Source organism: Clostridium sp. KNHs214 (genome assembly GCF_000744935.1).
In the GTDB taxonomy this organism is placed as follows: domain Bacteria; phylum Bacillota; class Clostridia; order Clostridiales; family Clostridiaceae; genus Haloimpatiens.
On the sequence record NZ_JQMW01000009.1, the window covers coordinates 729,205 to 752,935 of the forward strand.

The 23,731-nt window shown below is 27.5% G+C and carries 26 protein-coding genes; 25 read left to right on the forward strand and 1 reads right to left on the reverse strand.

Translation table 11 applies throughout. The features are described from left to right. Positions 1–432 precede the first annotated feature (432 nt). The 10 genes from CC89_RS05880 (at position 433) to CC89_RS05925 (ending at position 10,636) form a co-directional block, all read left to right on the forward strand. Entirely contained in the window at positions 433–1,029 is a 597-nt protein-coding gene (locus CC89_RS05880; RefSeq protein WP_035290186.1) for a hypothetical protein, read from the forward strand. After that, complete coding sequence (gene dxs / locus CC89_RS05885) at positions 998–2,863, forward strand: 1-deoxy-D-xylulose-5-phosphate synthase (RefSeq protein ID WP_185750682.1); 1,866 nt, start codon at positions 998–1,000, stop codon at positions 2,861–2,863. Before CC89_RS05880 ends, dxs begins: the two co-directional genes overlap by 32 nt. 12 nt (positions 2,864–2,875) lie before the next feature. Next, positions 2,876–3,688, forward strand: coding sequence for a TlyA family RNA methyltransferase (locus tag CC89_RS05890; protein WP_035290189.1), 813 nt, complete (start codon positions 2,876–2,878; stop codon positions 3,686–3,688). Between the two features lie 8 nt (positions 3,689–3,696). Then, positions 3,697–4,521, forward strand: a complete 825-nt coding sequence (locus tag CC89_RS05895; RefSeq protein ID WP_035290191.1) for an NAD(+)/NADH kinase — start codon at positions 3,697–3,699, stop codon at positions 4,519–4,521. Positions 4,522–4,534: 13 nt separating this feature from the next. After that, on the forward strand, positions 4,535–4,987 hold the full coding sequence (locus CC89_RS05900) for an arginine repressor (RefSeq protein ID WP_035290193.1): 453 nt from the start codon (positions 4,535–4,537) through the stop codon (positions 4,985–4,987). Positions 4,988–4,998: 11 nt separating this feature from the next. After that, positions 4,999–6,702, forward strand: coding sequence for a DNA repair protein RecN (gene recN / locus CC89_RS05905; protein WP_035290195.1), 1,704 nt, complete (start codon positions 4,999–5,001; stop codon positions 6,700–6,702). Positions 6,703–6,936: 234 nt separating this feature from the next. Further along, complete coding sequence (spoIVB, locus tag CC89_RS05910) at positions 6,937–7,986, forward strand: SpoIVB peptidase (protein WP_502685626.1); 1,050 nt, start codon at positions 6,937–6,939, stop codon at positions 7,984–7,986. 165 nt (positions 7,987–8,151) lie between these two features. After that, entirely contained in the window at positions 8,152–8,970 is an 819-nt protein-coding gene (gene spo0A, locus CC89_RS05915; protein ID WP_035290198.1) for a sporulation transcription factor Spo0A, read from the forward strand. Between the two features lie 159 nt (positions 8,971–9,129). Continuing rightward, on the forward strand, positions 9,130–10,119 hold the full coding sequence (locus tag CC89_RS05920; RefSeq protein WP_081896979.1) for a tyrosine-type recombinase/integrase: 990 nt from the start codon (positions 9,130–9,132) through the stop codon (positions 10,117–10,119). 1 nt (position 10,120) lies between these two features. Further along, positions 10,121–10,636 (forward strand): helix-turn-helix domain-containing protein, encoded by a 516-nt coding sequence (locus tag CC89_RS05925; protein ID WP_035290201.1) that lies wholly within the window; start codon positions 10,121–10,123, stop codon positions 10,634–10,636. A 531-nt stretch (positions 10,637–11,167) separates the two neighbouring features. Here CC89_RS05925 and CC89_RS05930 read toward each other — a convergent pair. After that, a complete protein-coding gene (locus tag CC89_RS05930) occupies positions 11,168–11,365 on the reverse strand; it encodes a helix-turn-helix domain-containing protein (protein ID WP_081896980.1) in 198 nt (65 codons plus the stop codon). Positions 11,366–11,612: 247 nt separating this feature from the next. On the opposite strand from CC89_RS05930, the gene CC89_RS05935 reads away from it, so the two are divergent. The 15 genes from CC89_RS05935 to CC89_RS05995 all read left to right on the forward strand — a co-directional run bounded on the left by CC89_RS05935 (position 11,613) and on the right by CC89_RS05995 (position 23,592). Then, complete coding sequence (locus CC89_RS05935) at positions 11,613–12,326, forward strand: hypothetical protein (RefSeq protein WP_035290204.1); 714 nt, start codon at positions 11,613–11,615, stop codon at positions 12,324–12,326. A gap of 2 nt (positions 12,327–12,328) precedes the next feature. Continuing rightward, on the forward strand, positions 12,329–12,979 hold the full coding sequence (locus CC89_RS05940; RefSeq protein WP_035290206.1) for a hypothetical protein: 651 nt from the start codon (positions 12,329–12,331) through the stop codon (positions 12,977–12,979). Then, complete coding sequence (locus CC89_RS05945) at positions 12,937–13,239, forward strand: hypothetical protein (RefSeq protein WP_035290210.1); 303 nt, start codon at positions 12,937–12,939, stop codon at positions 13,237–13,239. Before CC89_RS05940 ends, CC89_RS05945 begins: the two co-directional genes overlap by 43 nt. A 160-nt stretch (positions 13,240–13,399) precedes the next feature. Then, complete coding sequence (locus tag CC89_RS05950; RefSeq protein ID WP_035290213.1) at positions 13,400–13,852, forward strand: hypothetical protein; 453 nt, start codon at positions 13,400–13,402, stop codon at positions 13,850–13,852. Next, on the forward strand, positions 13,853–14,098 hold the full coding sequence (locus tag CC89_RS05955) for a hypothetical protein (protein ID WP_035290214.1): 246 nt from the start codon (positions 13,853–13,855) through the stop codon (positions 14,096–14,098). Between the two features lie 903 nt (positions 14,099–15,001). Continuing rightward, positions 15,002–15,196, forward strand: a complete 195-nt coding sequence (locus CC89_RS20410) for a hypothetical protein (RefSeq protein WP_185750683.1) — start codon at positions 15,002–15,004, stop codon at positions 15,194–15,196. A 667-nt stretch (positions 15,197–15,863) separates the two neighbouring features. Continuing rightward, a complete protein-coding gene (locus CC89_RS05960) occupies positions 15,864–16,049 on the forward strand; it encodes a hypothetical protein (protein ID WP_035290216.1) in 186 nt (61 codons plus the stop codon). Between the two features lie 179 nt (positions 16,050–16,228). Next, the gene (locus tag CC89_RS05965; protein WP_035290219.1) at positions 16,229–16,432 is read left to right on the forward strand and encodes a hypothetical protein; all 204 of its coding nucleotides are present in this window, start codon (positions 16,229–16,231) and stop codon (positions 16,430–16,432) included. 115 nt (positions 16,433–16,547) lie between these two features. Further along, the gene (locus tag CC89_RS05970; protein ID WP_035290221.1) at positions 16,548–17,747 is read left to right on the forward strand and encodes a hypothetical protein; all 1,200 of its coding nucleotides are present in this window, start codon (positions 16,548–16,550) and stop codon (positions 17,745–17,747) included. An 87-nt stretch (positions 17,748–17,834) separates the two neighbouring features. After that, positions 17,835–18,005 (forward strand): hypothetical protein, encoded by a 171-nt coding sequence (locus CC89_RS20415; protein WP_185750684.1) that lies wholly within the window; start codon positions 17,835–17,837, stop codon positions 18,003–18,005. 178 nt (positions 18,006–18,183) lie between these two features. Next, positions 18,184–20,928, forward strand: coding sequence for a hypothetical protein (locus CC89_RS05975; RefSeq protein ID WP_035290224.1), 2,745 nt, complete (start codon positions 18,184–18,186; stop codon positions 20,926–20,928). A 318-nt stretch (positions 20,929–21,246) separates the two neighbouring features. Continuing rightward, a complete protein-coding gene (locus CC89_RS05980; protein WP_035290227.1) occupies positions 21,247–21,717 on the forward strand; it encodes a hypothetical protein in 471 nt (156 codons plus the stop codon). A gap of 2 nt (positions 21,718–21,719) precedes the next feature. Beyond that, positions 21,720–22,124, forward strand: coding sequence for a hypothetical protein (locus CC89_RS05985; protein ID WP_051931526.1), 405 nt, complete (start codon positions 21,720–21,722; stop codon positions 22,122–22,124). 312 nt (positions 22,125–22,436) lie between these two features. Further along, positions 22,437–23,225: a hypothetical protein gene (locus CC89_RS19455; RefSeq protein ID WP_051931528.1), complete on the forward strand. Its 789-nt coding sequence runs from the start codon at positions 22,437–22,439 to the stop codon at positions 23,223–23,225. A gap of 40 nt (positions 23,226–23,265) precedes the next feature. After that, on the forward strand, positions 23,266–23,592 hold the full coding sequence (locus CC89_RS05995) for a hypothetical protein (protein WP_185750685.1): 327 nt from the start codon (positions 23,266–23,268) through the stop codon (positions 23,590–23,592). The last annotated feature ends 139 nt before the right edge of the window (positions 23,593–23,731 follow it).

Here is a 23,731-nt window from a genome sequence, read left to right on the forward strand (position 1 = left end):
TTGCATGCTGAAACCTATGCTGCAAAAGAGGATAGAGAAGTACCTAACTGTCGAGGAAAACTCCTAGACTGTTCCATAAGAAATATATTAAGGATTAAAGTACGGACTAAGTGGCAATCCAGTCCTGTTTTTGGTAACAAAGCAGATAGGGCATTAAAGGGAAACCGTCAAAGTGGCGACACTTTGATTACTCTATGGGAAATCCTACTGGACCTAAGCCGTAAGATTTACTTAATATATTACCACCTCTTAATCATATAACTAGAAGCTCTAGGAGCTCTAGTTCTTTTATAAGTTAAATTTAGAAATTGTGTCTTAGGGCTTTATTATCAGTATATTCCATTTTATAGAATATGGGAATACTATGATAGGTGGCCATAGAACAAAATCTTAAACATATAGTTTTACTAAATAAAATGGGGGAATGATTAGTTGGGAAGTCGGAGCAAGAAGGATAGTAAAAAAAATAATAGAAAATGGGTAATTACTATTGTTATTTGGAGTATATTAATTGGCGGAAGTGTTACCCTATTATCAGATACGCTACTAAGAGGAGTGGACATTTTAGTAGCTTTTATTATATTAGTTTTTATAATCTTTGTTGGAATTGCATTTGATGCTATAGGAGTAGCAGTAACTGCAGCAGATGAATCACCTTTTCATTCTATGTCTTCTAAAAAAATTCCGGAAGGAAAAATTGCGGTGAATTTAATAAGAAATGCTGATAAAGTATCCAACGTATGCAATGACGTTGTAGGTGATATTTGTGGTATAGTCAGTGGTTCTGTTGGAATTTTAATATTACAAAAGTTAGTCAGTGTTTTTCCAAAACTTGATACGCCCGTAACCAGCGCCCTTATAGGGGCCATTATAGCTTCTGCAACCATAGGTGGAAAAGCTATGGGGAAAGGTGTAGCTATAAATAAAAGCAATGATATAATATATAATGTAGCAAAAGTCATAAAAGGGTTCAAAAAATTGAGTTTAAGAAGGAAAGATGATAATGGGAATTTTATTAGAAAATTATAAGGACATGCAACAAATTAAAAAAATGTCCTTTGAAGATTTGGATATATTTGCAAAAGAAATACGAGAATTTTTAATAGAGGAAGTATCAAAAACAGGCGGTCATTTAGCCTCAAATCTAGGTGTGGTGGAGCTCACTTTAAGTTTATATAAAGTTTTCAATTTTAAGAAAGATAAACTAATTTGGGATGTGGGACACCAATCCTATATACATAAAATACTTACAGGGAGAAAAGAACAATTTAAATCTTTACGACAATATGACGGTATGAGTGGATTTCCTAAGAGAAAGGAAAGCCCACAGGATGTATTTGAAGTAGGACATAGTAGTACATCTATTTCAGCAGCCCTTGGTATGGCAAGAGCTAGGGATTTAAGGGGCGAAAATTATGAAGTTTTATCTGTAATAGGTGATGGTGCTTTGACGGGAGGAATGGCCTTAGAAGCACTAAATGACTTGGGATATTCCAAAAATAAAGCTATAATAATATTAAATGACAATCAAATGTCTATAGATAAAAATGTTGGAGGATTATCTACATATTTAAGTACCATAAGAACAGATCCCAAATATAATAAATTTAAAAATGACTTCAATAGTACCCTTAGGAAAATGCCTTTAGGAGAAGGAGTAGCTAATTCAATACAAAAAGTGAAAGATGGAATAAAGCAGTTAGTAGTTCCTGGAATGTTATTTGAAGATATGGGTATTAAGTACTTAGGACCAGTAGATGGTCATAATATAAAACAAATGGTTAAGATTTTATCTATGTGTAAGAACATAAATGGACCAGTACTCATACATGTTATAACTAAAAAAGGTAAAGGATATACCTATGCAGAGAGTAATCCAAATAAATTTCATGGTGTGGGACCTTTTGATTGGAAAACAGGAAAAACATTTTCCTCAGGGAAACCTTCGTATTCAAAGGTATTTGGAGATGAAATAGTTAAAATTGCAGAGAAAAATAAAAAGTTAGTAGCTATAACTGCAGCTATGCCTGATGGAACTGGACTTAAAGAATTTTCTTTAAAGTATCCTAAAAGATTTTTTGATGTGGGCATAGCAGAACAGCATGCGGTTACTATGGCAGCAGGAATTGCATCATCTGGGTTTAAGCCTGTATTTGCAGTTTACTCTACTTTTTTACAAAGAGCCTATGATCAAGTATTACATGATGTGTGTCTACAGAATCTTCCAGTGGTTTTTGCCATTGATAGAGCTGGAATTGTTGGAAATGACGGAGAAACTCATCAAGGAGTGTTTGATATATCCTTTTTATCACATATTCCTAATTTAACTATTATGAGTCCTAAAAGTACCGAAGAACTAAGGACTATATTGAATTGGTCAGTAGAACAAAACTTTCCTATTGCAATAAGATACCCAAGGGGTGGCGATGAGGGTGAAACACTGAAATCAGTGGAAGAAATTAAGCTTGGACAATGGGAAGTACTAAGTGACGAGGGAGATATAGCTATAATAGCTACAGGAAATATGGTAGAAAGAGGCCTAAGGGTTAGAGAAAAACTAAGTAAATTTGGAATAAAAGTATCTGTTATAAATGGATATTTTATAAAACCTTTAGATGAAAAACTGTTACAGAGTTTAGGAGAAAGCAAAGAGTACATATTTACTATGGAGGATAATGTAATAAATGGCGGATTTGGAAGCAATATACTAAATTATTTGAATAAAATAAATAAAAAAGTTAATATTGTTAATATTGGTTATGAAGACAAATTTATTCCTCATGGTGACCCTAAAACCCTTTATAAGGTAAATAATATGGACGTGAATGGAATAGTGCAAACTATTTTAAGAACTGTTAGTTAAAGGGGATATATTATGTGTACAGAAAAAGAAAGACTAGATGTAGAATTAGTAAAGAGAAGTTTATTTTCTTCTAGGGAAAAGGGAAGAGAAAGTATAATAAAGGGTGAAATCTATGTTAATGGAAAGAAGATTACTAAAGGTTCACATAAAGTTTCTTCAGAGGATAATATAGAGTTTATGGGAGAAAAAATGCCTTTTGTAAGTAGGGGTGGTCTAAAGTTAAAAAAGGCTTTAGAGAGCTTTAAAATAGATTTATGTGGTAAAGTATGCTTTGACATAGGAGCATCTACAGGAGGTTTTACAGATTGTATGCTTCAAAATGGTGCGATTAAAGTTTGGTCTGTGGATGTAGGAACAGGACAATTAGATAGAAGATTAAAAGATGACGAAAGAGTCGTAAATATGGAAAAGACTAATATTAGATACTTAACTAGTGAAAAGATCAATGAAGATGTTCATTTTGCAAGTATAGATGTTTCTTTTATATCCTTGGAAAAGGTAGTGCCAACAGTGGCTAAGCTTTTATGTAATAGTGGAGAAGTAGTGGCTCTTATAAAACCTCAGTTTGAAGCAGGAAAAGGAAAAGTAGGAAAGCATGGAGTTATAAAGAAACCTTCAGTACATTTAGAAGTTATTAAAAGGGTTATAAATTTCTTAAGGGCAGAAAATTTAAAAATCAGAGGTGTAGATTACTCACCAATTAAGGGACCAGAAGGTAATATTGAATATTTAATTTATTTTACTAAAGATAGTTCATATGTGGATAATATAACAGATGAAAATATAGAAATGACAGTAAAATTAGCACACAGTTGTTTAAGGTAGGGTTGAAAATGAAAAGTGTAGGAATTAATATAAATAGCCAAAAGGATCCAGAAAATAAAATTTTAAATAGAATATTGAATAAGTTGAATAATACTTGCAATGTGGTAGTGTTTAGCGATGCTAAGGAATTAAAGGAAAGTTGTGATGAATTTGATTTTGTAATTTCTGTTGGTGGAGATGGAACTATATTGAGAACCGCTAGAGCTATAGGACATAGAGAGATACCTATACTTGGTATAAATTTTGGGAATTTAGGTTTTTTAACTACTGCAGAAGGAAGAGAATTAGAAGGCGCCTTAGAAAAAGTATGTAAATACCAGTATTCTATAGAGGAAAGAATGATGCTGGAATGTATTGTACGAGAGAGTGGAACAGAGAGAAATTTATTAGCTTTAAATGATATAGTTGTTTCTAAGGGGACGTTATCTAGGGTAATTAACTACAATGTAAATATAGACGGTATGCACTATAATAGTATAGTAGCAGATGGCATTATTATATCAACACCTACGGGTTCCACAGCATATTCCTTATCAGCAGGAGGTCCGATAATATATCCAACTTTGGAATTGGTTACCATAACCCCTATATGTCCTATATCCTTAAGTGCAAGAAACTTTGTACTGGATGGGAATAGTGAAGTGAATATAAATTTGCACCAAAATAAGGAAAGTGCCTTTTTGACTGTGGATGGACAGGAAGCCTTTGAACTTAATGATAGTAGTGAAATTATAATTAAAAAATCTAAAAATAAAACTAAGTTAATAAAGATTCATAATTATGATTACTTTAATGTATTAAGAAAAAAAATAATATCAAGAATCAAAGAATGAGAAGGTGATTATTGTGAAAATAGCCCGTCATGCGAAAATAATAGAAATAATAAATTCAAAAGAAATTGAAACACAAGAAGAATTAGCTGACGAATTAAGAAAAAGTGGTATAGAAATTACACAAGCCACAGTTTCTAGAGACATAAAGGAACTTAAACTAATAAAAGTTTTGGGAACTACAGGAAGATATAAATATGCTGCTATATCCCCTACAGAAAGTTTTTTATCTGATAAATTAATATCGATATTTTCCCAAACAGTACTTTATGTGGAGAATGTTTCTAATTTTGTAGTAGTAAAGACTATTTCAGGCTCTGCTCCAGGTGCTGCGGAAGCAATAGATTCCATGAATTTTGATGGTATAGCAGGAACTATAGCAGGCGACAATACAATATTTTTATTAATAAGAAGTGAAGAAAAGGCTAAAGAAATAGTCCAAAAGCTTAAAAAAATGATAAGCGAATAGGAGGTATAAATATGCTCCTACAGTTGAATATACGAAATTTTGCGTTAATACGGGACATAAGTGTATCCTTTGAAAAGGGATTCAATGTATTACTTGGTGAAACTGGTGCAGGTAAATCTATATTAATAGATGCCATAGATTATGTATTAGGAGGAAAATTTGAAAAAAGCTTAATAAGAATAGGAGAAAATAAAACCTATGTAGAAGCTATTTTTTCTGTAGACAATGAAATTACAAAAGAAATTTTGAATAAAAAAGGTATAGAATATGAAGAAGGTATTCTTATAATAAGCAGGGAAACTTTTCAATCTGGTAAGAACGTGGCTAAAGTCAATGGTAAAAGCATGATTTTATCAGACCTAAAAGAAATTACTATTACTTTACTGGATATACATGGGCAACATAAGAATCAAAGTTTGTTAGATAGTAGTAATTACATAGAGTATTTAGATTCTTATGGAAGGAAAAAAATGCAAAATATATTAGAAGAATATACTACTTACTACAATCGACTAAAAGAAATAGATTATAAAATAAATGAATTAATTGGTGATACAGGGGAAAAAGAAAAATTAGTAGATTTTTTAAAGTATCAAATAGATGAAATAGATAGAGGAAATTTAAAAATAGGTGAAGAAGAAGAATTAGAAGAAAAATTCACTAGTTTATCTAATTATGAGAAACTAAACAAGTCATTAGGAAGTGCATACACTTTATTAAATAGTGGAGATGGTAGTAATTTAGCTGTTTGCGATGCTATAAATTTAGTTTTGAAAAATATAAAGGAAGTGGAAAATTTTTCTGATAAATTAGGTAAGATATATAATTTTTTTGAAGAAGCTTATTATAATATTCAAGAGGCAGCAGAAGATTTAAGAGATATAGTAGAAAATTTATATTATGACCAAGAGGAATTAGAAATAATAAATAAAAGAATGTATGAAATAGATAGCTATAAAAGAAAATATGGCAATTCTATAAAAGAAATATTAGAATATAAAGAAAAAATAAATTGTAAATATGAAGAGATGGCTAATTATAAAAAAATAGTGGATAAGCTAAACATTGAAAAGAAAAATATAATAATTACTATGGAAGAAAAAAGTGAACAAATTCATAGTATTAGAAGTGCTTTAGGAAAAGAATTAGAAGAAAAAGTAAAGAGAGAATTAAGCTATGTAGGTTTAGAGAAGGCTAATTTTAAAATTAATGTGCAATATGCTAAAGAATTTAATGAAAAGGGAAAGGATATTGTACAGTTTTTAATATCCACTAATCCAGGTCAACCACTTAAGGAATTATCAAAAGTAGTATCTGGTGGAGAACTATCAAGAATAATGTTATCATTAAAGACAGTATTTATAGACAAAGATGATATACCATCTATAATTTTTGATGAAATTGATACTGGTATAAGTGGAAGAATAGCTGAAAGAGTAGGAGAAAAAATGTATATGGTGTCTACAAAGCATCAAGTATTTTGTATAACTCACTTACCTCAAATAGCTATTATGTCTGACAATCATTATTTAGTTCAAAAAAATGTGGAAGAAAATGAAACATATACAAAGATAGTAAAAATATCTGAAGAAGATAAGGTAAGAGAAATAGCAAAAATGATTAGTGGCAGTAATTTAACAGAGATAGCTTTTAAAAATTCTAGAGAACTTATAAAAAATGGTTACAATAAAAAACATAGTTTATGTAAAGAATAAGACTACAATAATATAGTAGTCTTATTTTTTATAAACTCCTTCAATAATCTTCTAAAGAAAATTAAAACAAAAGTATTATAAAATTTTAATATATATAATAATTTAGTTTATAAATAAATCATTAACTTTTAAAGCATTAAAATTATAGCATAAGAGGACTATTAAAAGGGTAACTTAAAATTAAATAAAGAGATAGGAGGCGAAAGAATGGACAAAAAAATACAGAAATCCATTATGATTTTAATAGCTCCTCTCTTCTTTTTTATTTTAAGTATCCAGTATAAAATATACCCTGGGTATTTAAACACTTCTGCTGTTAATGCCAAACCTAATATTCAGATTTATCCTGGAGGGCAACCGATAGGAGTTAAACTTAATACTAAGGGAGTTTTGGTTGTTGGATTATCTAATTTAAAAGGAACAGATGAAAAGATGTGTAATCCTGCCAATGATAGTGGTGTAAAGGTTGGGGATATAATAATAGCTATAAATGGTGTAGAAGTTAATACCTGTGAAGAAGTTTCAAACAAAATAAGGGAATCAGAAGGTAAGAATTTAGATTTAACTTTGCAAAGAAAGGATTCCAAAACAAATAAAACTGTAGTGCCTATTAAGACTTCTGAAGAAGGAAAATATAAAATAGGATTATGGATAAGAGATTCTACTGCTGGAATAGGAACATTAACTTTTTATCATTCTGAAACAGGAAGTTTTGGTGCCTTAGGTCATGCTATAACGGATATGGATACAGGAGATATAATGAAAGTAAGGGAAGGAAAGATAATACCATCATCTATAGTATCAATTAGAAAAGGTGTTAGAGGAGAACCAGGAGAATTAAGAGGTATATTTACTGATGAAAATGAACCTTTGGGGAGCATAAAAAATAATACAAATTGCGGTATATTTGGAGAAAGTAAAAAGGAATTGATAAACAAAAATTTCAATCAGCCTTTAAATGTAGCATATAGACATGAAGTAAAGAGAGGAAAAGCACAAGTACTAACTACTATAGAAGGAGAAGAGCCTAAGCTATATGATATAGAAATAGAAGAAACATTAGAGCAAAAAGAGCCAGGACCTAAGAGTATGGTTATAAGAATTACGGATAAGAGATTATTAAATAGTACCGGCGGAATAATTCAGGGTATGAGTGGAAGTCCAATTATACAAAATAATAAAGTTGTTGGAGCTGTAACTCATGTTCTTGTGAACAAGCCTGATGTAGGATATGGCATATATATCGAGTGGATGTTAAAGGATGCGGGGATAGTAGGAAAATAAAAGTAGAAAAAATATATTAAAAATAGTAAAATAAGAGTAAAAGGTGTTTAAGATTGATTCTTTTACTCTTTTTTTTATATAAATTTTTTTATAAGAAGGAATCAAAGTTTATTTGTCGAATACTATTGTTAAGATATGGGAATTAATTAAAAGGGAGCGTGTGAAATGGAGGATTCAAGAATTAATGTGGTAATTGCAGATGATAATAAAGAATTTTGCAATATACTAAATGATTATTTAATGAGCCAAAGAGATATAATGGTATCAGGAATAGCAAAAGATGGATTGGAAGCACTAAGGTTAATTGAAGAAAGAGAACCGGATTTAGTCATATTAGATATAATAATGCCTCATCTAGATGGCTTAGGTGTATTAGAAAGAATTAATGGCATGGATATGAAAAAGGTACCTAGGATTATAGTATTATCTGCTGTAGGTCAAGATAAAATAACCCAAAGAGCTATAAACTTAGGAGCAGATTATTATGTAGTAAAACCTTTTGATATGGACGTATTTATAAAAAGAATAAGACAAATGTTCAACAATACTATATCTAATTCTGATATTAAGAAGACTACTAATCATTATTCTAACGATAACGAATATTATACTAATAATGAAAAAAAACCAGTGGATTTAGAAACGGAAATAACAAATATAATTCATGAGATAGGTGTGCCAGCACATATTAAAGGATATATGTATTTAAGAGAAGCTATAACTATGGTAGTAAATGATATAGAGTTACTATCAGCAGTTACAAAGGAATTATATCCATCTATTGCTAAGAAGTATAATACTACGGCTAGTAGAGTTGAAAGGGCTATAAGACATGCTATTGAGGTGGCTTGGAGCAGAGGACAAGTAGAAACAATTAATAAGCTATTTGGCTATACTATACACAATGATAAAGGCAAGCCAACAAATAGTGAATTTATAGCTATGGTAGCTGATAAGCTAAGACTTAAAAATAAAGTTAGCTAGATTAGTAGTATCAACGATTACGGAGATTTAGAAAGCAATAAACTGTATAAAAAGCGACATAAAATATAGGTTATTGTAATTAATCTATGTATTAATTAATTTAAAATTACCAATAGACTTTTTTCATTTGTTAGGTAAATGAAGGGAGTCTATTTTATTATGAAAAATATTAATTTTTTAATTGATGATTTCATGATTTACTGTGAAAGTAAAAATTTATCTAAAAAAACAATGATGTCTTACGAACAAACTTTAAGATTATTTAGTCAATATTTAGAAAAAGAAAAAAATATTAATGATGTTACTAAGGTTACAGAAAAGGTAATTAGAGAATACATTAACTTCACAAAGAATAGAGGAAAATATACTGTAGTAGTAGATTCTAAAACTCTAAAAACTAACTCGCCAGAAGTAAGACAAGATTATGGAAAAAAAGTTTCTATTACAACTGTAAATAATTATATTAGAAATATAAAGGTGTTATTTAATTATTTATTACAACAGAATTACATTAAGAAAGACATAGTGAAAAATATTAAACAATTTAAAAATAAGAGGAAACCTAAAGACTTCATTACGGATGAACAATTTGGAGAATTATTGCGTCATATAAATACTACAAAATTTCACGAATATAGAGATAATATTTGTATTCAACTATTATTAGATACAGGTATGCGTATTGGAGAAGCATTAAAAATAGAAGTACAAGATATAGATATTAATAATAGAGCTATATTCCTTCCTGCACAAAATACAAAAGGTAAAAGAGATAGATATGTTTATTTTAGTCAAATAATGGGCAAAGAACTTCGTAGATGGCTTCAATATAAGGATAGATATATAGAATCAGATTATTTATTTTGTACCACAAAAGGTACTCCAATGCTTATTCGTACTTTTGAAAGAAAATTAAAGGATTATGGCATTAGAGTGGGATTAAAAGACATTCATCCTCATCAATTGCGTAATAATTTTGCTAAAAGATTTTTAATGGCAGGTGGAAATATATATACACTATCTCAAATTCTTGGACATAGCAGTGTAAAAGTAACTGAACAGGCGTATTTAGATTTAACAGATGCAGATATTAGAAAAAACTATCAACAGTTTTCTCCTCTAGCTAATATGAGAGGAGGTAGAAAATAAAATGACTAATTATACTATCTCTTCAAACTTAGACATTACAAATTTACAATTATCTGATGGTGCTTACAGATGTTATATGTTATTACAAAGTCTAGCCTATGCTAATAAAACTAAGGTCTTTCCAAGTCAGAAATACCTCGCTCATGCACTAGGCAGGTGCGTTAGAACTATACAGAGGTACCTAGATGAATTAGTGGGTTTAGGGCTTATTATAAAGCGTAGACGTGGTTCTATATCCAATCTATATACACTTGTTCAAAAGAAGATACAACAAGGCGTAGACCGTTTAAAAAGGGCTGTAAAAGGTAAACGTGAGCCTGAGAGGAGGACGTTAAAGGATAATACAAACAGTACGGTAAAACAAAACAACCATAAGAAAAAAACTTATCCTAAATATAAAAAGAAAACTGAACATTTCAATGATTACACACAAAGACAGTATGATTTTGATAAGTTAGAACAGGCTTTGTTGGGTGATTCTAAAAGTACCGAGTTTTCTGACTTGTTAAAGGAATAATGCCTTTCGCGATTTTGTGAAATGCAATTGGAGAATAAAAAATAACTAAAGTCCCGCTAGAACCTTAGTTATCACAATTTAATATTGTTAGTGTACCCACACTAAATATATAACATCTAATACTATTATAACAAACTTTTTTAAAAATATGAATAGGTTAGGTGTATTTGTCATGTCAAAAATTAAATACATTTTGCTATCACTTAAAATGATAACGACTTTAAATAGTATTATAGACTATATAACGCATCAACTTGTATAGTGTCTAATGCTATTTTTTATTGTATAAGAAAGTTATACACAGATATTTGGCTTGTTCCAAAATGGACTATACAAAAATGTCGTATTAGATTAGACAAAGATTTTACAAGTCAAGTGACAACCGATTTACCCAAATAAATAAAACTTAAAGAAATAAAACTTAATAATATATACTTATAGTCTTTAAAGACTAAATAAAAAAACGGTCACATTAAGCAACCGTCCTAATATATTTTATTAATTATTTTATTAATTATTTTATTGTATTAGTTATTTAATTTCTAGTATATCTTCTATTCTACATTCTAATACATCACAAATAATCTCTAAATTTTCAAATTTAATAGCTTGAGTTTTATTATCTACTAATTTTTTTAAATTATTGTATCCTATTTTAGTTTCTTTAGATAACCAAAATGTAGTTTTATTCTTTTGTTCTAATATCTTATCTATGTTAACTTTTATCATTTTAAATCTACCTCCTAAAAATATTATATCATTAATAATATAATATGTATATAGACAGATATATGTGAAAAGATATTTGTTTACAATTTGTTAACAATATAGTATGTTGACATATAGTTGTTAAGGGTGTATAGTGAGAGTATAGAGATTAAGAAAACAAGAAATAATTTCTATGTTGTAACAGTATTGTAATTTATAGCTTATAAGAGGGTAGCGACCTTTAATAATTAAAATAGGAGATGGGGAAATGAGTAGAAAGTTTTTTAAATGTTTGGTAGGTTTAAATGGAAATGAGTTAGAAGGTGAAAATTTTATAAAATTAGAAACTGATGATTTTGTAAAAGTGATGAATGTGTATGATTATGTAGGAGTTAACAATGACTTTTTTAATGAGTTTAATTATGACAACATTGAAGTTTGGGATAATGACGAAGAAATTCAATACTATATGATAGACGAAGATGATTTTAAGTACTATGATTTTATTTCTTATACGGGAGATATGAATAAAGATATAATTAAAATACTTAAAAATGAAATAGATATAGACGATTATGTGAAAGAAAAGAACGTAACTAAACAACAGTTAATAGAATTAATAAAAAAGGAATTAGAAGAAAACGATATAAAAAAGAATGGCTTTGAAACACATTTAACATATGACGAGTATGTAGTAAATACAAATTACTATAAATTAATAGTAGATGATTATTTCGGAGATTATACAGTAGAAGTGGAAGAAATTGATGATGAATTACAACATGAATTAGAGAATATGGAAGAAATAGATAGAAAATATGGTTCATTTATAGAAGAGTATTTATACAAAACAGAAAAAGGAAATTACTATATTAATTTTATTAAAAACAGATTTGACATAAATGACTTACCAAGTGTATTCGGATTATATTATAAAGCTACAGAAGAAGATATTAAAGAATTTCAAAGGGAGGACGTATAAAAATGATTAAAGAAGTAGATAAAAGATTACAAATGTTAAATGATGAAAATTATGATGTACAATTTTTATGGACAAATAAAGAGGAAATAAAGAAAGATGTAATTGAATTCTTTGACTTAAATGAAGAAGACGAGGAAGATAAAAAAGATATAGAGAAATATTTAAGTTATCCCAATGGAGAATATGTGTATAGTAGTTTAGGAGCAAGATTAATTACTTTAGACGAAGCGTTGGAAAATGAATTTGAACAAGCTATTAATTGTTTGGAGCAATTTGAAAGTGATGAACAAAAGGACATATTAAATTGGTTTTATGATGAAGTGAAAATTGTAAATTACAAATTTAAAATAGTTGAAGAAGAATATGAAAACTCAACAGAACTTAACGAAGCTAAAGAATATTTACTTAAAACTTCCATGAAAGAATTGAGGGAAAAAATTAAAGAATTAAAAAATGAAGGTTATAACACAGATTTTGTAGAGGATACAATGAGATTTTATTTAACTGAAGATAGAGATATAAAAGAAACTTGTTTCTTCGTATGTAAATTTGAGTATAAACAATTACGTGAAGAATTTTGGAAAAAGGCAAAAGCAATAGGATATATAGAATGTCCAGAATATTGTATATTAATATTGAGAAAGATACATTAGGAGCTGAAGATGTTATTGTAGATAGTTTCTTTGCAAATTCAGAGGAAGAATGGAAAACTAAATCTAAAGGAATACTGGAGAGTAATTACTCTATAGAAGAAGATGATGATTTAAGCATATATGGAGAATATACTGGCGAAGGTGAATATGTATTAGAAGAATGGGCAGAACCACGTATATATAGGATTGATAAAGATTCATTAGAGGAAATTACTAAAGAGTATGAAAGACGTAAAATAGAAGGTAATATAAGAGAATAAAAAAGCACCTAACAACACCAAAAAAGGATAAATGTTAGGCACTCTATCAGCAAATAGATTATAACATTTATCCTTCATAAAAACAACTTAACAAAGCGTAGAATTTCACAAATTGTGAGGTAAATAATACTTACCTCACACACAAAGGGAGGGTTTTAACATGAAAAATTTTATTAATATCAATGAGGTAATTAACACAAAACTAAAAGGCAGAGTCAATAAGGAAAGCATAAATGACTTAAAAGTATGGTTGAATACAGATAGAAAAATAAAGTCATTTGAACAATATGTAGAAAATATGGGTAATAACTGTTTAGAACTTGATGTAGTAGCTTATAGACAATTAGTATTAGACAATAGAGAGATGGACTTAGAGGGTGTTAAAAAACGACTCAAACAAGCTATGGGACAAGAAGATTTTATAAGCATACATATTAAATTAAGAAATTTATTGTTAGAAGACTTGAAAATAGAACAGGTTAGAGAATTTATCAAAAGGTCAAAGGATATGCAATTTGTGGAATTATTTATTAATTATTGGAATGATAGGAAAGGGTTACCTTTTGATAAGTTGTTAAAATCTTATTTAAGAATTGTGGGGGTGGCTGCTTAAATGAGTATGAAAGAATTAAAGGAACTATTACAATTATCCAAAGAAGAATTACAACATATGATAGGCATTAAAAGTTCGGAAATAAGAGATATAGAGTATGCTATGTCACAGGAAGATTGGTATCGACATATTTACCCTAACCAAGAAATAGACAAGGATATGGAGCATTACAGGGCGGAATTGCAAAAAGAAAAACACCAACTTCAAAAGCTGATGTTTGTAGCAAAATTGAAATTAATATTTTAAAAACAAAAAAGCACAAAAAAGCCAATAAAAATATATTGACAAGCTATACCAAAAATGGTAAACTAGCAGATAGGGGTATCGCCAAAAATATCCTTATCTGTTCTTTGAAAATTTAATAGAAATTATCTTTATTAAAGTAACGTAAAATTATGTTTAAAAATTTTGAACTACACAAGTAAAAATAAATCTAAAACGTTATTAATAATATATCATGTATATTTTATATTGTCAATAAAAAAGTAATATTTTATACCTCACAAATGGCATGACTTCGTTGCCAAAAGTGGCAATTTTTGATTTTAAATTAAGAAATGAGTATTGATAGGAGAAAGAGAGGATAGAGTGTTTTAAATGGAAATAGAATAAATGATAAAAATTTTAAGTAAAAAATCACCTTGAAACACAGTCATATCAACGTATGTAACGATTTTGATAGTCACGCTTTAATAGGAGGAGATATATAAAATAAATTAGGGGGCAAAATTTAACATAAAAAAAGTACCTCTAAGCCAATTATACCAACGTGTTTGAGGTTTTTCATTGATGCGTTAGTATAGGAGAAAGTATGTAAAAAAGTTATGGGATAAAAAAGTCAAAAGATGTGAAGAGTGTGGAGATTATATTAAAATAAAAAACAATAAACAAAAGTATTGTAATGGTTGTGCCAAAGAAATAAAGAAAAAACAAGATAAAATAGCAGATGATAAATATAAAAAAAGACAAAAGCGAGAAAATAGAAATATCCTTTAACCCCAGTAATATCAACGTGTTTCAGCTTTCTTGATTTTTTCGGTATAATGAAAGGATACAACTCAATAAAATCAACTTTTGATTGTGGACAAACAATTATATTTTTTTTTATAGCAAGATTTTTTTACATTAATAAAATCTAAAATATCAAAAATGAAAGAAGGTGAAATTATGGAAAATGAAATAAGACAAGAAGTAAACGAATTTTGTGACAGATTTGGTGTTAAGTATGTTTTTATCTGTAACAAGTGTGACATTAATGAATCTACATTTTGTAGGTGGAGAAAAGGTGAAAGAAATCTAAGTCAGCCAAAACTGAAAAGGATTAAAGAATTTTTAAAAATGTAAAATGCACTTCGGAAAAATCCGAAACACAAGAGCGTCCGAGATTTCTCGGAAAATAATAAGAAAATAAATAAAATAAAAATGATAGAAAAGAACTGATTGAATTTGTAGGACTTAAGGATTCAAGAGGAAGATTACAGAAAAGTATAGGACAATTAAATGAATATTTAAAAGCGAATAATTTTCCTTATATTATTATTTCAAAAAGAATTAAAGAAAATAATAAATTAAAAACTGTTTGGATTATTGAAAATCTAATAATAAAAAAATAAAGTATCAAAAATGTGGATACTCCTATATATTAGGATACTCCATAAAAGTGATACTAAAATTTAAACCGTTCACTCTTTTAAACATCCCTATAACTTATATATATTAGGACTTTTAAAAAGGTGACAATAATCAAATAAAATTAATAATTCACGAGCCAAACTTGTTTGGTGAAGTGAAAGGTTTGAGGGCGGTTTTTGCCCGATAACCTGTTCCCCTACGTGGTCAAGATAACTATTGCAATAAAGTTTTATATATTTTAAAATTAAATTTAATATAAAAAGTTTAGTGTACAATCTCTAATTCTTCTATATTAATTTAGTTATTAAAATAATATAGTGGAATTGGAAAATGTACACTAAACAAAAAATACATTTATGAGAAAGGATATGATTTTATTATGGAAAAAAAGGAATACATACAAGTAAGAAATAAATATTTAGCTGAAGCATTAGCATTTTTTAATTTTAAATATTACAAATTCAATGATAAAGAAACATGTAAAATAATATATTCATTTGAAAATACTAAAAATTTAAATGAAATGAAAGATAAATTAATTAGAATGAAGAAGGAATTAATTTAGGGTACTTTTCAAAACTCCTATATATTATAGAAAAGTCAGTTAATCCCTTAATATATATAGTACTTTTAAAAAGTACCCACAATTTAAAATCAGTTATGAAAGGAAGGAATCAGTTATGAATATAAAAAAATTAGAAATAAAAGAGTACAAAAACAAAGGTAAAGAGTGGATTAATATTAATGAAAGGATATGATGATATGAATAAAAAAGAATATTACATAATAGAAAATAAATATTTAGCAGAAGCATTAGCGTTCATGGGTTTCAGGTACTATAAATTTGAAGGGGACAAAGGATTTACAGTATATGGTTTTAAGGATACAGATAAATTTCGTTTTACGATGAATAGTTTATTTGACTTAAGAAAACAAATATCATTGTAACCGACCATCTTTTAAAAGTACTATATATTAATAGACAAAACCCCGTCCACTAATATATATAGGAGTTTTAAAACTTGGCCGGTTACCAAAATACTAGAAAGGAAGGTTATCAAATATGAAAGGTGTCAAATTAGATGAAATAAAATTAAATATAAAATATAAAAACTTAAAAGAAATATGTGAGGTTACAGGGATTGAATATAAAGATAGTACAAACTCAAGAAAGAAAATAATTAAAGAATTAGAACGTTACATGAAATTAAAGAAAGATGGAAGAGGGTATATCATTACAGAAATATATTCTACTCCAAAAGAAAAGATTGATGGTAGAAAAACAGGTAGAACTGGATTAAATCCTAATAGTCACGGAAACAACACAGAAGGAATATACGGAAAATACATAGACTCTATACTAATAGATTATTTTCAGAATTGTATTAAGACAAACAAATATGTGATATGGGAAACTACAAATATGTTAGCTGAGAGGACAGGAATGGTCAACTGGAATTATAGATGTTGTAATTCAAATAAATGGATTTTTAAGCAATTAATTAATCAAGAAAATAATATTAAAATGACCAATACCGCTTTTTACAATGTATTTTCAAAAATTAATGAATTAAAAAGAAAACCTATTATTGTTTCATTAGATAGATTACAAAAACAAAAATTAATTAAGTATGAAATGAATTATATTATCTACTACAATTATGAAAATAGAATACCTCGAATTGGTGAAGATAAAATCATTGAAGAATGTGTAAAAATGGCTAATGAAAAATTTGGAATAGAATCAGTTAAAGAAATCAATTTTAAAGAAAAGTTAAAAAATGAATATTATACATATATTAATGAATTAACTACTAAAAAAATTGAAGACTGTGAGGGAGTTTATACAGGTTTCAAGATAATCATAAAGGAAAAAATATTAGATGTTGAAAAAATTGATAATGTTAAAGAACTAAAGAAAGAATTTAATGGAATCATTATTAATAAAGTTAAAGAAAAAATGTTTAAAAATAAAAAGAAAATACAAGAGGAATATACATTTTTGGGAAAACCTAACCCATTTTGGAAACCATATATTTTGAATACTTTAAATGTTAGTTATCTAGCTTATACAGATGTTGTTATAGATTATATATTAAATTTAGACAAGCCAAACATTACTAATAAAATAGAAAAAATGAAGAATGAATATGAAAAATATAAACACAAAAAGAAAGAACAAAAACAAAAAAATCAAGAGGGAGCTGAATGGCTGCTACAAAATGGAATTGTTAAATTGGAAGATATAGACGTACCGTATTAATTATATCGTCCACATGGGGAATAGGGTTATCGGGCAAAGAACGCCCTTGTGAAATATTAAATTTTATTATATAGGAGGTGAAATCAAATGAAAATCAAGAAAATATTTAAAAGAGAAATTGCTTTAGAACTTATACAAATGGGACATACATTAGTTTATACAGAACCGAATAGAGATAAGAGAGATTTTTCTGTATTTTGTTTTATGGAAACTACAGAATTATTAAGAGATTTAACTAGATTGACTAATCACAATTAATTCGTACAGATGTGTGCGAAAAGCTAATCTTTTGAAAGGATTAGATAGTCCAAAATTGGATTTAGGTTTTCCCCTTCGAAAGTGTAAACTAAAGCGGAATTTTCGAAGGGGATGCTAGTATTTAATAATTATCAAAAATATCAAAAAAATAATAATAATCGAAAGGGGATAGAAAATAATGGAGAATAAACAAGTAAAAATGTATTGTGTGAAGTTAAATTTAGTAAGAACAGAGGAAGAAAGGCTATTGACATATAGAAGAAATAAAATTCAACAAAGTAGATATAAATTTAGAATGAATTTATCTAATTATATTAAAAAAGAATTAAATACAGAAAATTGGACAGAGGAATGTAGTAAATTATTTAAAGAAAAAATTAAGAATAATAAATATTACATACAGATAGAAAAAAGTTTAAGACAAGTTAAAAAGGATATACATAATTTATATGTTAAAAATCAAAACTTAGATAGAAAAATATGTAGTGTAAATATTAAAACAAAAGACATAATTGCAATTGGAGATAATAATTTAGTTAGAACATTAGGACTTAATTTAGGAGATTTTACAGACAAAATCATTACTGTAAAAGTTGCAGATATGGACGATTTAATTGTAGATAAAATAGTTCAAGATGGTTTAACTATTATTGATACTGATGGAAAAGAAAAACATTATAAATTCTTTACAGCTGGTACAGGGCAGACTAGGACTAAAAAATTTATGATGATTTTGGAAAATGAAAATCTTAATGAAATAATGTTAAGTCTTATGTGTGGTTTAACTGTAGAAGAAATAAATCAAAAGGGTGGTATAAATATCAACAAATTTTTAGCTTATTTAGCTTTAAATAATAGTGGCTCAAGAGTATGGGAAGATTTTGATATTGATAAAGCTATAGTAGTTGATGATTTTGAAACTATGGTAAGTGCTACAGTAGATTATATAGATAGAAAAACTAATACAATAGAATACAAAGATAAGCTTGGTAGAAAAAGAGTTAAAGAGGTTGCAGAATGGAATATAGAAAAAAATAAAACAATGGACGTACCAGTTCCACATTTTGATGGTCTAGGACTAATATTAGATAAGAATTATAAGAAAAATATGCAAGTCCGTTTGCCTTGGCTGAAAGGGTTGCTTACATATTTTAATGTGATTGGTTACTGTAAAGAAAATGGATATAGTACAAAAGTTAAAGATATAAAAGGTAAAGAGTGGGATATAGTAGAGGATGATATTAAATATATTTTCACAAAATCTCAATTTAAACTTCATAAATTTTATAAAAGTTGGGATGAATATAAAGAAAACTTTAAGAAATATAATTGTAAAGCTAATATTTGTATGGAAGATGGTAATAAAATTGGTGATTATAAAGACATGGACATAAACTATCAAATGCTTCAACAATTAATTCATATGAATGATACACAAATTGAATTATTGACAACGGATTTTAAAGAATTAATTAATAAAGTACATAGTGACAGGGATTCACAATTAGAGTTTCTAGGAGCAACAAAAGATAATAAATATAGAGATTATTTTCAAGAAGCCTTAAGACTTTACCCAGAAATGTTAAAAAGTGCTTATGTTAAAAAGCAAATATCAGAAAAAATTACTTCTGAAAAGAAAAAGGCTTGTAGTGGTAAGATAAAAATTAAAGATAGTAAAAGGACATTTATATTATCAGATCCATGTGCGTTTTGTGATTGGTTATTTGGTAAAATAGAAAAGCCACTAGGATTTTTACAAGATGGTGAAGTATATTGCAACTTATATAAAAAAGAAAATAAGCTTGATATATTAAGAAGTCCAAGCTTATCATTTGAACATGTTATTAGAAAGAACGTAAGAGTGGATGGAAAATATAAATGGTATGAAACAAATGGATTATATACAAGCACCCATGATGTAATTAGTAAAATATTAGCTTTTGATGTTGATGGGGATGAAGCCTTAATTCTAGTAACAGATTGGATTATAGATTTAGTTGAGGAAATGATTGAAAAATATGATATTAAACCTCTATATTTTGAAATGGGAAAAGCAGGAGCAAATGAAATAAATGGGAAAAATATATCTAAGAGTTTATTATTTGTATACCATAAAAGTAATATTGGAAAAGTAAGTAATAAATTAACTAACTTATGGAATAGCGAAAATCCTATGGAAAAATACCCATTAATGCAAAAACTTTGTGCTTATAATAATGATGTTATAGATTCAGCTAAAACATTAAGTATTCCTCATTTACCAAATGAAGTTAAAGATATATTAAGAAAAGAAAAATACCCTTACTTCTTTATTTACGCTAAGAATAAAAAAGAATTACAATGCAAACCAATTAGAAATAGTGTAATGGATAGAATTTGTAAGAGTGTAGAGAATATTGGAAATACAAAATTTGATTATAATAAGGGTTTTGGTACTTTTAGAATTAAAACATTAATGGCTAATCAAGATAATATTGAAGTTGATAAAAGTGTAATAGCTAAATATTTGGAATTAGAAAAAACTACACTTGATAAGATTGATGAATATGCTAGGGAATTTGAAAATGAAGATGAAGAGGACATGAAGAAAACAAACTTTAAGGAAATGTTTTATGCCGAAGCTAGAAAAGAATTTTTGAATTTTAGTAAAGAAATAGGAATTGATTATATTTATTGTGTGGATATGATAATAAAATATACTTATAAAACAAATGATTTAAAAATGGCTTTTATGTGGAATGTGTTTGGAGCTGCTATAATTAATAATTTAAATAGAAATATTAATAAACCTTTAGACAAGGGATATATGATGTGTAATGAATGTGGTAAAAGAGTTAAAAGAGAAACAAATAATCAAATTAGATGTAAAGCGTGTTCTAAAAAACAGAAAAATAATTCTAAAAAAGTGCTGAAAACGGCTTAATATCAACGTTTGCGAGGGTTTTAATTCAAAAAATAAATATTTACAAACCCTTACAAACATTATAAATATAAGGAAAATTACACTTTTAGAAATTCGTAAGATGGAAAGGGAGGGAGACCTCGTAATAAATCAGTAAGGTTAGAGAACTTACATTAGAGTAGGGTATTTATTATCCTACTCTTAAATGTGTAGTTTCTTTTATATTTTTTTAACATAAAGTAGTATAAACTTTAAGTATAACATATTACAATATAATATGTCAATACCTAATTTATAAATAATTTAAAAATAAAATAAAAATAATAGGAGGTATGTAAAATGACAAATGTAAGTCAATTTTTAGGAAAGGTAGAAGAGGTAGTAAATGAATATATTTATGAGGATTGTTTGAAGTTAGATTTAGAAGCAAACAACAATAAAATTCATTTAAGTATCATTGGAGAATGTGACAATAATGAAACAGAAATATTAGAAGAATACATGTGGGACATAGAAGAGGAAGCAACCAAAGAGGAAATTTTAAAACAAATAATTTATTGCTTTTATGATACGGAAATTAACTGGAGAAATACATATATAAATGGATGGAAAGCTTTTACAAAAAGAAAAATAAAAAGTATGTGTATTTGGAATGGAAGAGATAATGTAGAAAAAGTAAGAACTATAGAAAAAGAATTAATGGAAAGATATACAATTACAGAAAGATATAAGAATCAAGTTAATTATTATAAGAATTTTATAAGAGCTTTGTATGAAGCTAAAAATAAATTAATAGGAGAGGTGGCTTAATTATGGAAAATATAGAGAATAACAAAATGTATCAGGCTATCGTGGAATTAAGGACAAAAGGAAGTTTACAGGAACAGGCAAAAGAATTAAGAGAATTGGAAAAATTATATAAAAATTTATGGTATGAAACAGAGAACGAAATATATAAGAATAAACTAGATAATGTAAGATTAGAAATGTGTGAATTGAATAGTAAAGTACAAGAACATATCAAAGTGTTTGATGAACTTATAGAAATACAAGCCATGGATGTAGAGGTATTTTTAAATACTTTTGATATGAAGTGGGAAGAATGGGATGAAAATGAGGATTGTTATAATAATTTATTAGGTAGTAATACAGATATTGGACATTGTTTAAGAACGGCTTTAATTCATAGTGAGAAATTAATTAAGGAAATGATGTAGTAAGTACATATAAAAACCTGTTCCAGACAACATTAAGCCTTTATATTTACTACTAATATGGTTGTCTATTAGTAGAAGAATAAATATATTGTAGAGGTTTACAGGTATGCCCTCTTATTTTTTTGCAAAGGTTAAAGAAAATAAAATAATTATATATTGATATGGGACTCCACATCCCAATATTTTTGAGTATATAGAGTCTATCAGTTTGGGAGCTGGTAGGCTTTATTATGTTCAAAAAAGTGGAGTTTGATATGAGTATATAAGAGATTATTACTCAAAAATATAAAATGTGGAAAGGAAGTATGTAAAATGAAAAATGAATTAATGGTATTAAACATGACAGAAAAAGGAATGACAATTAAATCTACAGATTTGGTAGAAATTATTAACAAATTTAGAGAGGTTGAAGGTGGAAAAGCTGAACTAAGACATGATAGTTTTATGACTAAGATTAAAAAAGAATTAGAAACATTGAAATTACTTGGATTAGGAGGACAACAAAATTTTTTGGAGTCCTATTATATCAATAAACAAAATAAAAAACAACCATGTTTTGCACTAAATCGTGATGGAATGTTACAGATGTTAAATAGCGAGAGTACATATTGTAGATATAAGACAATAGAATATATAAATAAATTAGAACAGGATAATAAACAATTAGAAAATGACAAAGAAGAATTACATCAAATAGCTTTATCTTCTAAAGAACAAAAGAAAAGAAAATATGAAGCTGATAAAGTTTTATATGGTTGGAAGTCAATAAGAAGTTTATTAGAAAATTGTACATATAAAAATATAGAAGATACAGTTAATAATATAATAGATTTTCATGTCAATGTTTTGAAGAAAAATGACAGAGCTTATAGTTATAAAGATATGAGAAAGACAGAATATAAACAAGCTATAAGAGATAGAGTGTTTAACATATTAGAAGATATATATAATAAAACACTAGACGGAACTTTACGTTCAGTTGTGGGAGAATTAAGAGTTAATAATAGACAAAATGTAATAGAAACTAAGAATAGAAGTCATTCACATAAGATTACAGAATTAGAAAATAAAATAGAAAAGGTGTGTCCCACCAGAGAGTAGTTTTATTACATTAGATGTGCATCCATTTTCAAATAATTACATGTATACATATAATACTGATGGTACATATAAAACAAACGCTTATAGAAGTTGGATAAGGAATTTCCCAACAGAAGAAGTACCTTCCAGAGAAGATTATGAAATATGGGAAGGAATAGATTTTAATAAACCTATTGAATTATTTATAACTTATGTGTGTAAAGATGGATTTGATATAAGAAACTTCGATAAAGCTACAATAGACCAAATATTTAACCGATGTTTAGAAGTTGATGATAATATAGTTGAATCTGTACATAGTGAAAAAGTAGGAAGTTGTAATAATTATGAAGATGGTAAGATTTCATTTTTTATTAGGAATTTATAAAATAATATCTCAATATATATTATACATCAATGGTTAGGAGATGTCAACAAAAAATAAAAAATAATTTATAAAAATAATGGTTTTTTTGAAAATGTAATAATAATTAATTGTAAAAATTAAATTAATAGGAGGAGATAAA

Excerpts from the sequence above, each read along its gene's own strand:
- CC89_RS05935 (WP_035290204.1), top strand. The coding sequence starts at position 11,613 with ATGAGTAGAAAGTTTTTTAAATGTTTGGTAGGTTTAAATGGAAATGAG.
- CC89_RS05940 (WP_035290206.1), top strand. The coding sequence starts at position 12,329 with ATGATTAAAGAAGTAGATAAAAGATTACAAATGTTAAATGATGAAAAT.
- CC89_RS19455 (WP_051931528.1), top strand. The coding sequence starts at position 22,437 with ATGAAAAATGAATTAATGGTATTAAACATGACAGAAAAAGGAATGACA.
- CC89_RS05890 (WP_035290189.1), top strand. The coding sequence starts at position 2,876 with ATGTGTACAGAAAAAGAAAGACTAGATGTAGAATTAGTAAAGAGAAGT.
- CC89_RS05985 (WP_051931526.1), top strand. The coding sequence starts at position 21,720 with ATGGAAAATATAGAGAATAACAAAATGTATCAGGCTATCGTGGAATTA.
- spoIVB (WP_502685626.1), top strand. The coding sequence starts at position 6,937 with ATGATTTTAATAGCTCCTCTCTTCTTTTTTATTTTAAGTATCCAGTAT.
- CC89_RS05970 (WP_035290221.1), top strand. The coding sequence starts at position 16,548 with ATGAAAGGTGTCAAATTAGATGAAATAAAATTAAATATAAAATATAAA.
- dxs (WP_185750682.1), top strand. The coding sequence starts at position 998 with ATGATAATGGGAATTTTATTAGAAAATTATAAGGACATGCAACAAATT.
- CC89_RS05930 (WP_081896980.1), bottom strand. The coding sequence starts at position 11,365 with ATGATAAAAGTTAACATAGATAAGATATTAGAACAAAAGAATAAAACT.
- CC89_RS20410 (WP_185750683.1), top strand. The coding sequence starts at position 15,002 with ATGAAAGAAGGTGAAATTATGGAAAATGAAATAAGACAAGAAGTAAAC.
- CC89_RS20415 (WP_185750684.1), top strand. The coding sequence starts at position 17,835 with ATGAAAATCAAGAAAATATTTAAAAGAGAAATTGCTTTAGAACTTATA.
- CC89_RS05920 (WP_081896979.1), top strand. The coding sequence starts at position 9,130 with ATGAAAAATATTAATTTTTTAATTGATGATTTCATGATTTACTGTGAA.
- CC89_RS05975 (WP_035290224.1), top strand. The coding sequence starts at position 18,184 with ATGGAGAATAAACAAGTAAAAATGTATTGTGTGAAGTTAAATTTAGTA.
- CC89_RS05895 (WP_035290191.1), top strand. The coding sequence starts at position 3,697 with ATGAAAAGTGTAGGAATTAATATAAATAGCCAAAAGGATCCAGAAAAT.
- spo0A (WP_035290198.1), top strand. The coding sequence starts at position 8,152 with ATGGAGGATTCAAGAATTAATGTGGTAATTGCAGATGATAATAAAGAA.
- CC89_RS05960 (WP_035290216.1), top strand. The coding sequence starts at position 15,864 with ATGGAAAAAAAGGAATACATACAAGTAAGAAATAAATATTTAGCTGAA.
- recN (WP_035290195.1), top strand. The coding sequence starts at position 4,999 with ATGCTCCTACAGTTGAATATACGAAATTTTGCGTTAATACGGGACATA.
- CC89_RS05995 (WP_185750685.1), top strand. The coding sequence starts at position 23,266 with ATGTATACATATAATACTGATGGTACATATAAAACAAACGCTTATAGA.
- CC89_RS05945 (WP_035290210.1), top strand. The coding sequence starts at position 12,937 with ATGTCCAGAATATTGTATATTAATATTGAGAAAGATACATTAGGAGCT.
- CC89_RS05980 (WP_035290227.1), top strand. The coding sequence starts at position 21,247 with ATGACAAATGTAAGTCAATTTTTAGGAAAGGTAGAAGAGGTAGTAAAT.
- CC89_RS05925 (WP_035290201.1), top strand. The coding sequence starts at position 10,121 with ATGACTAATTATACTATCTCTTCAAACTTAGACATTACAAATTTACAA.
- CC89_RS05965 (WP_035290219.1), top strand. The coding sequence starts at position 16,229 with ATGAAAGGATATGATGATATGAATAAAAAAGAATATTACATAATAGAA.
- CC89_RS05955 (WP_035290214.1), top strand. The coding sequence starts at position 13,853 with ATGAGTATGAAAGAATTAAAGGAACTATTACAATTATCCAAAGAAGAA.
- CC89_RS05950 (WP_035290213.1), top strand. The coding sequence starts at position 13,400 with ATGAAAAATTTTATTAATATCAATGAGGTAATTAACACAAAACTAAAA.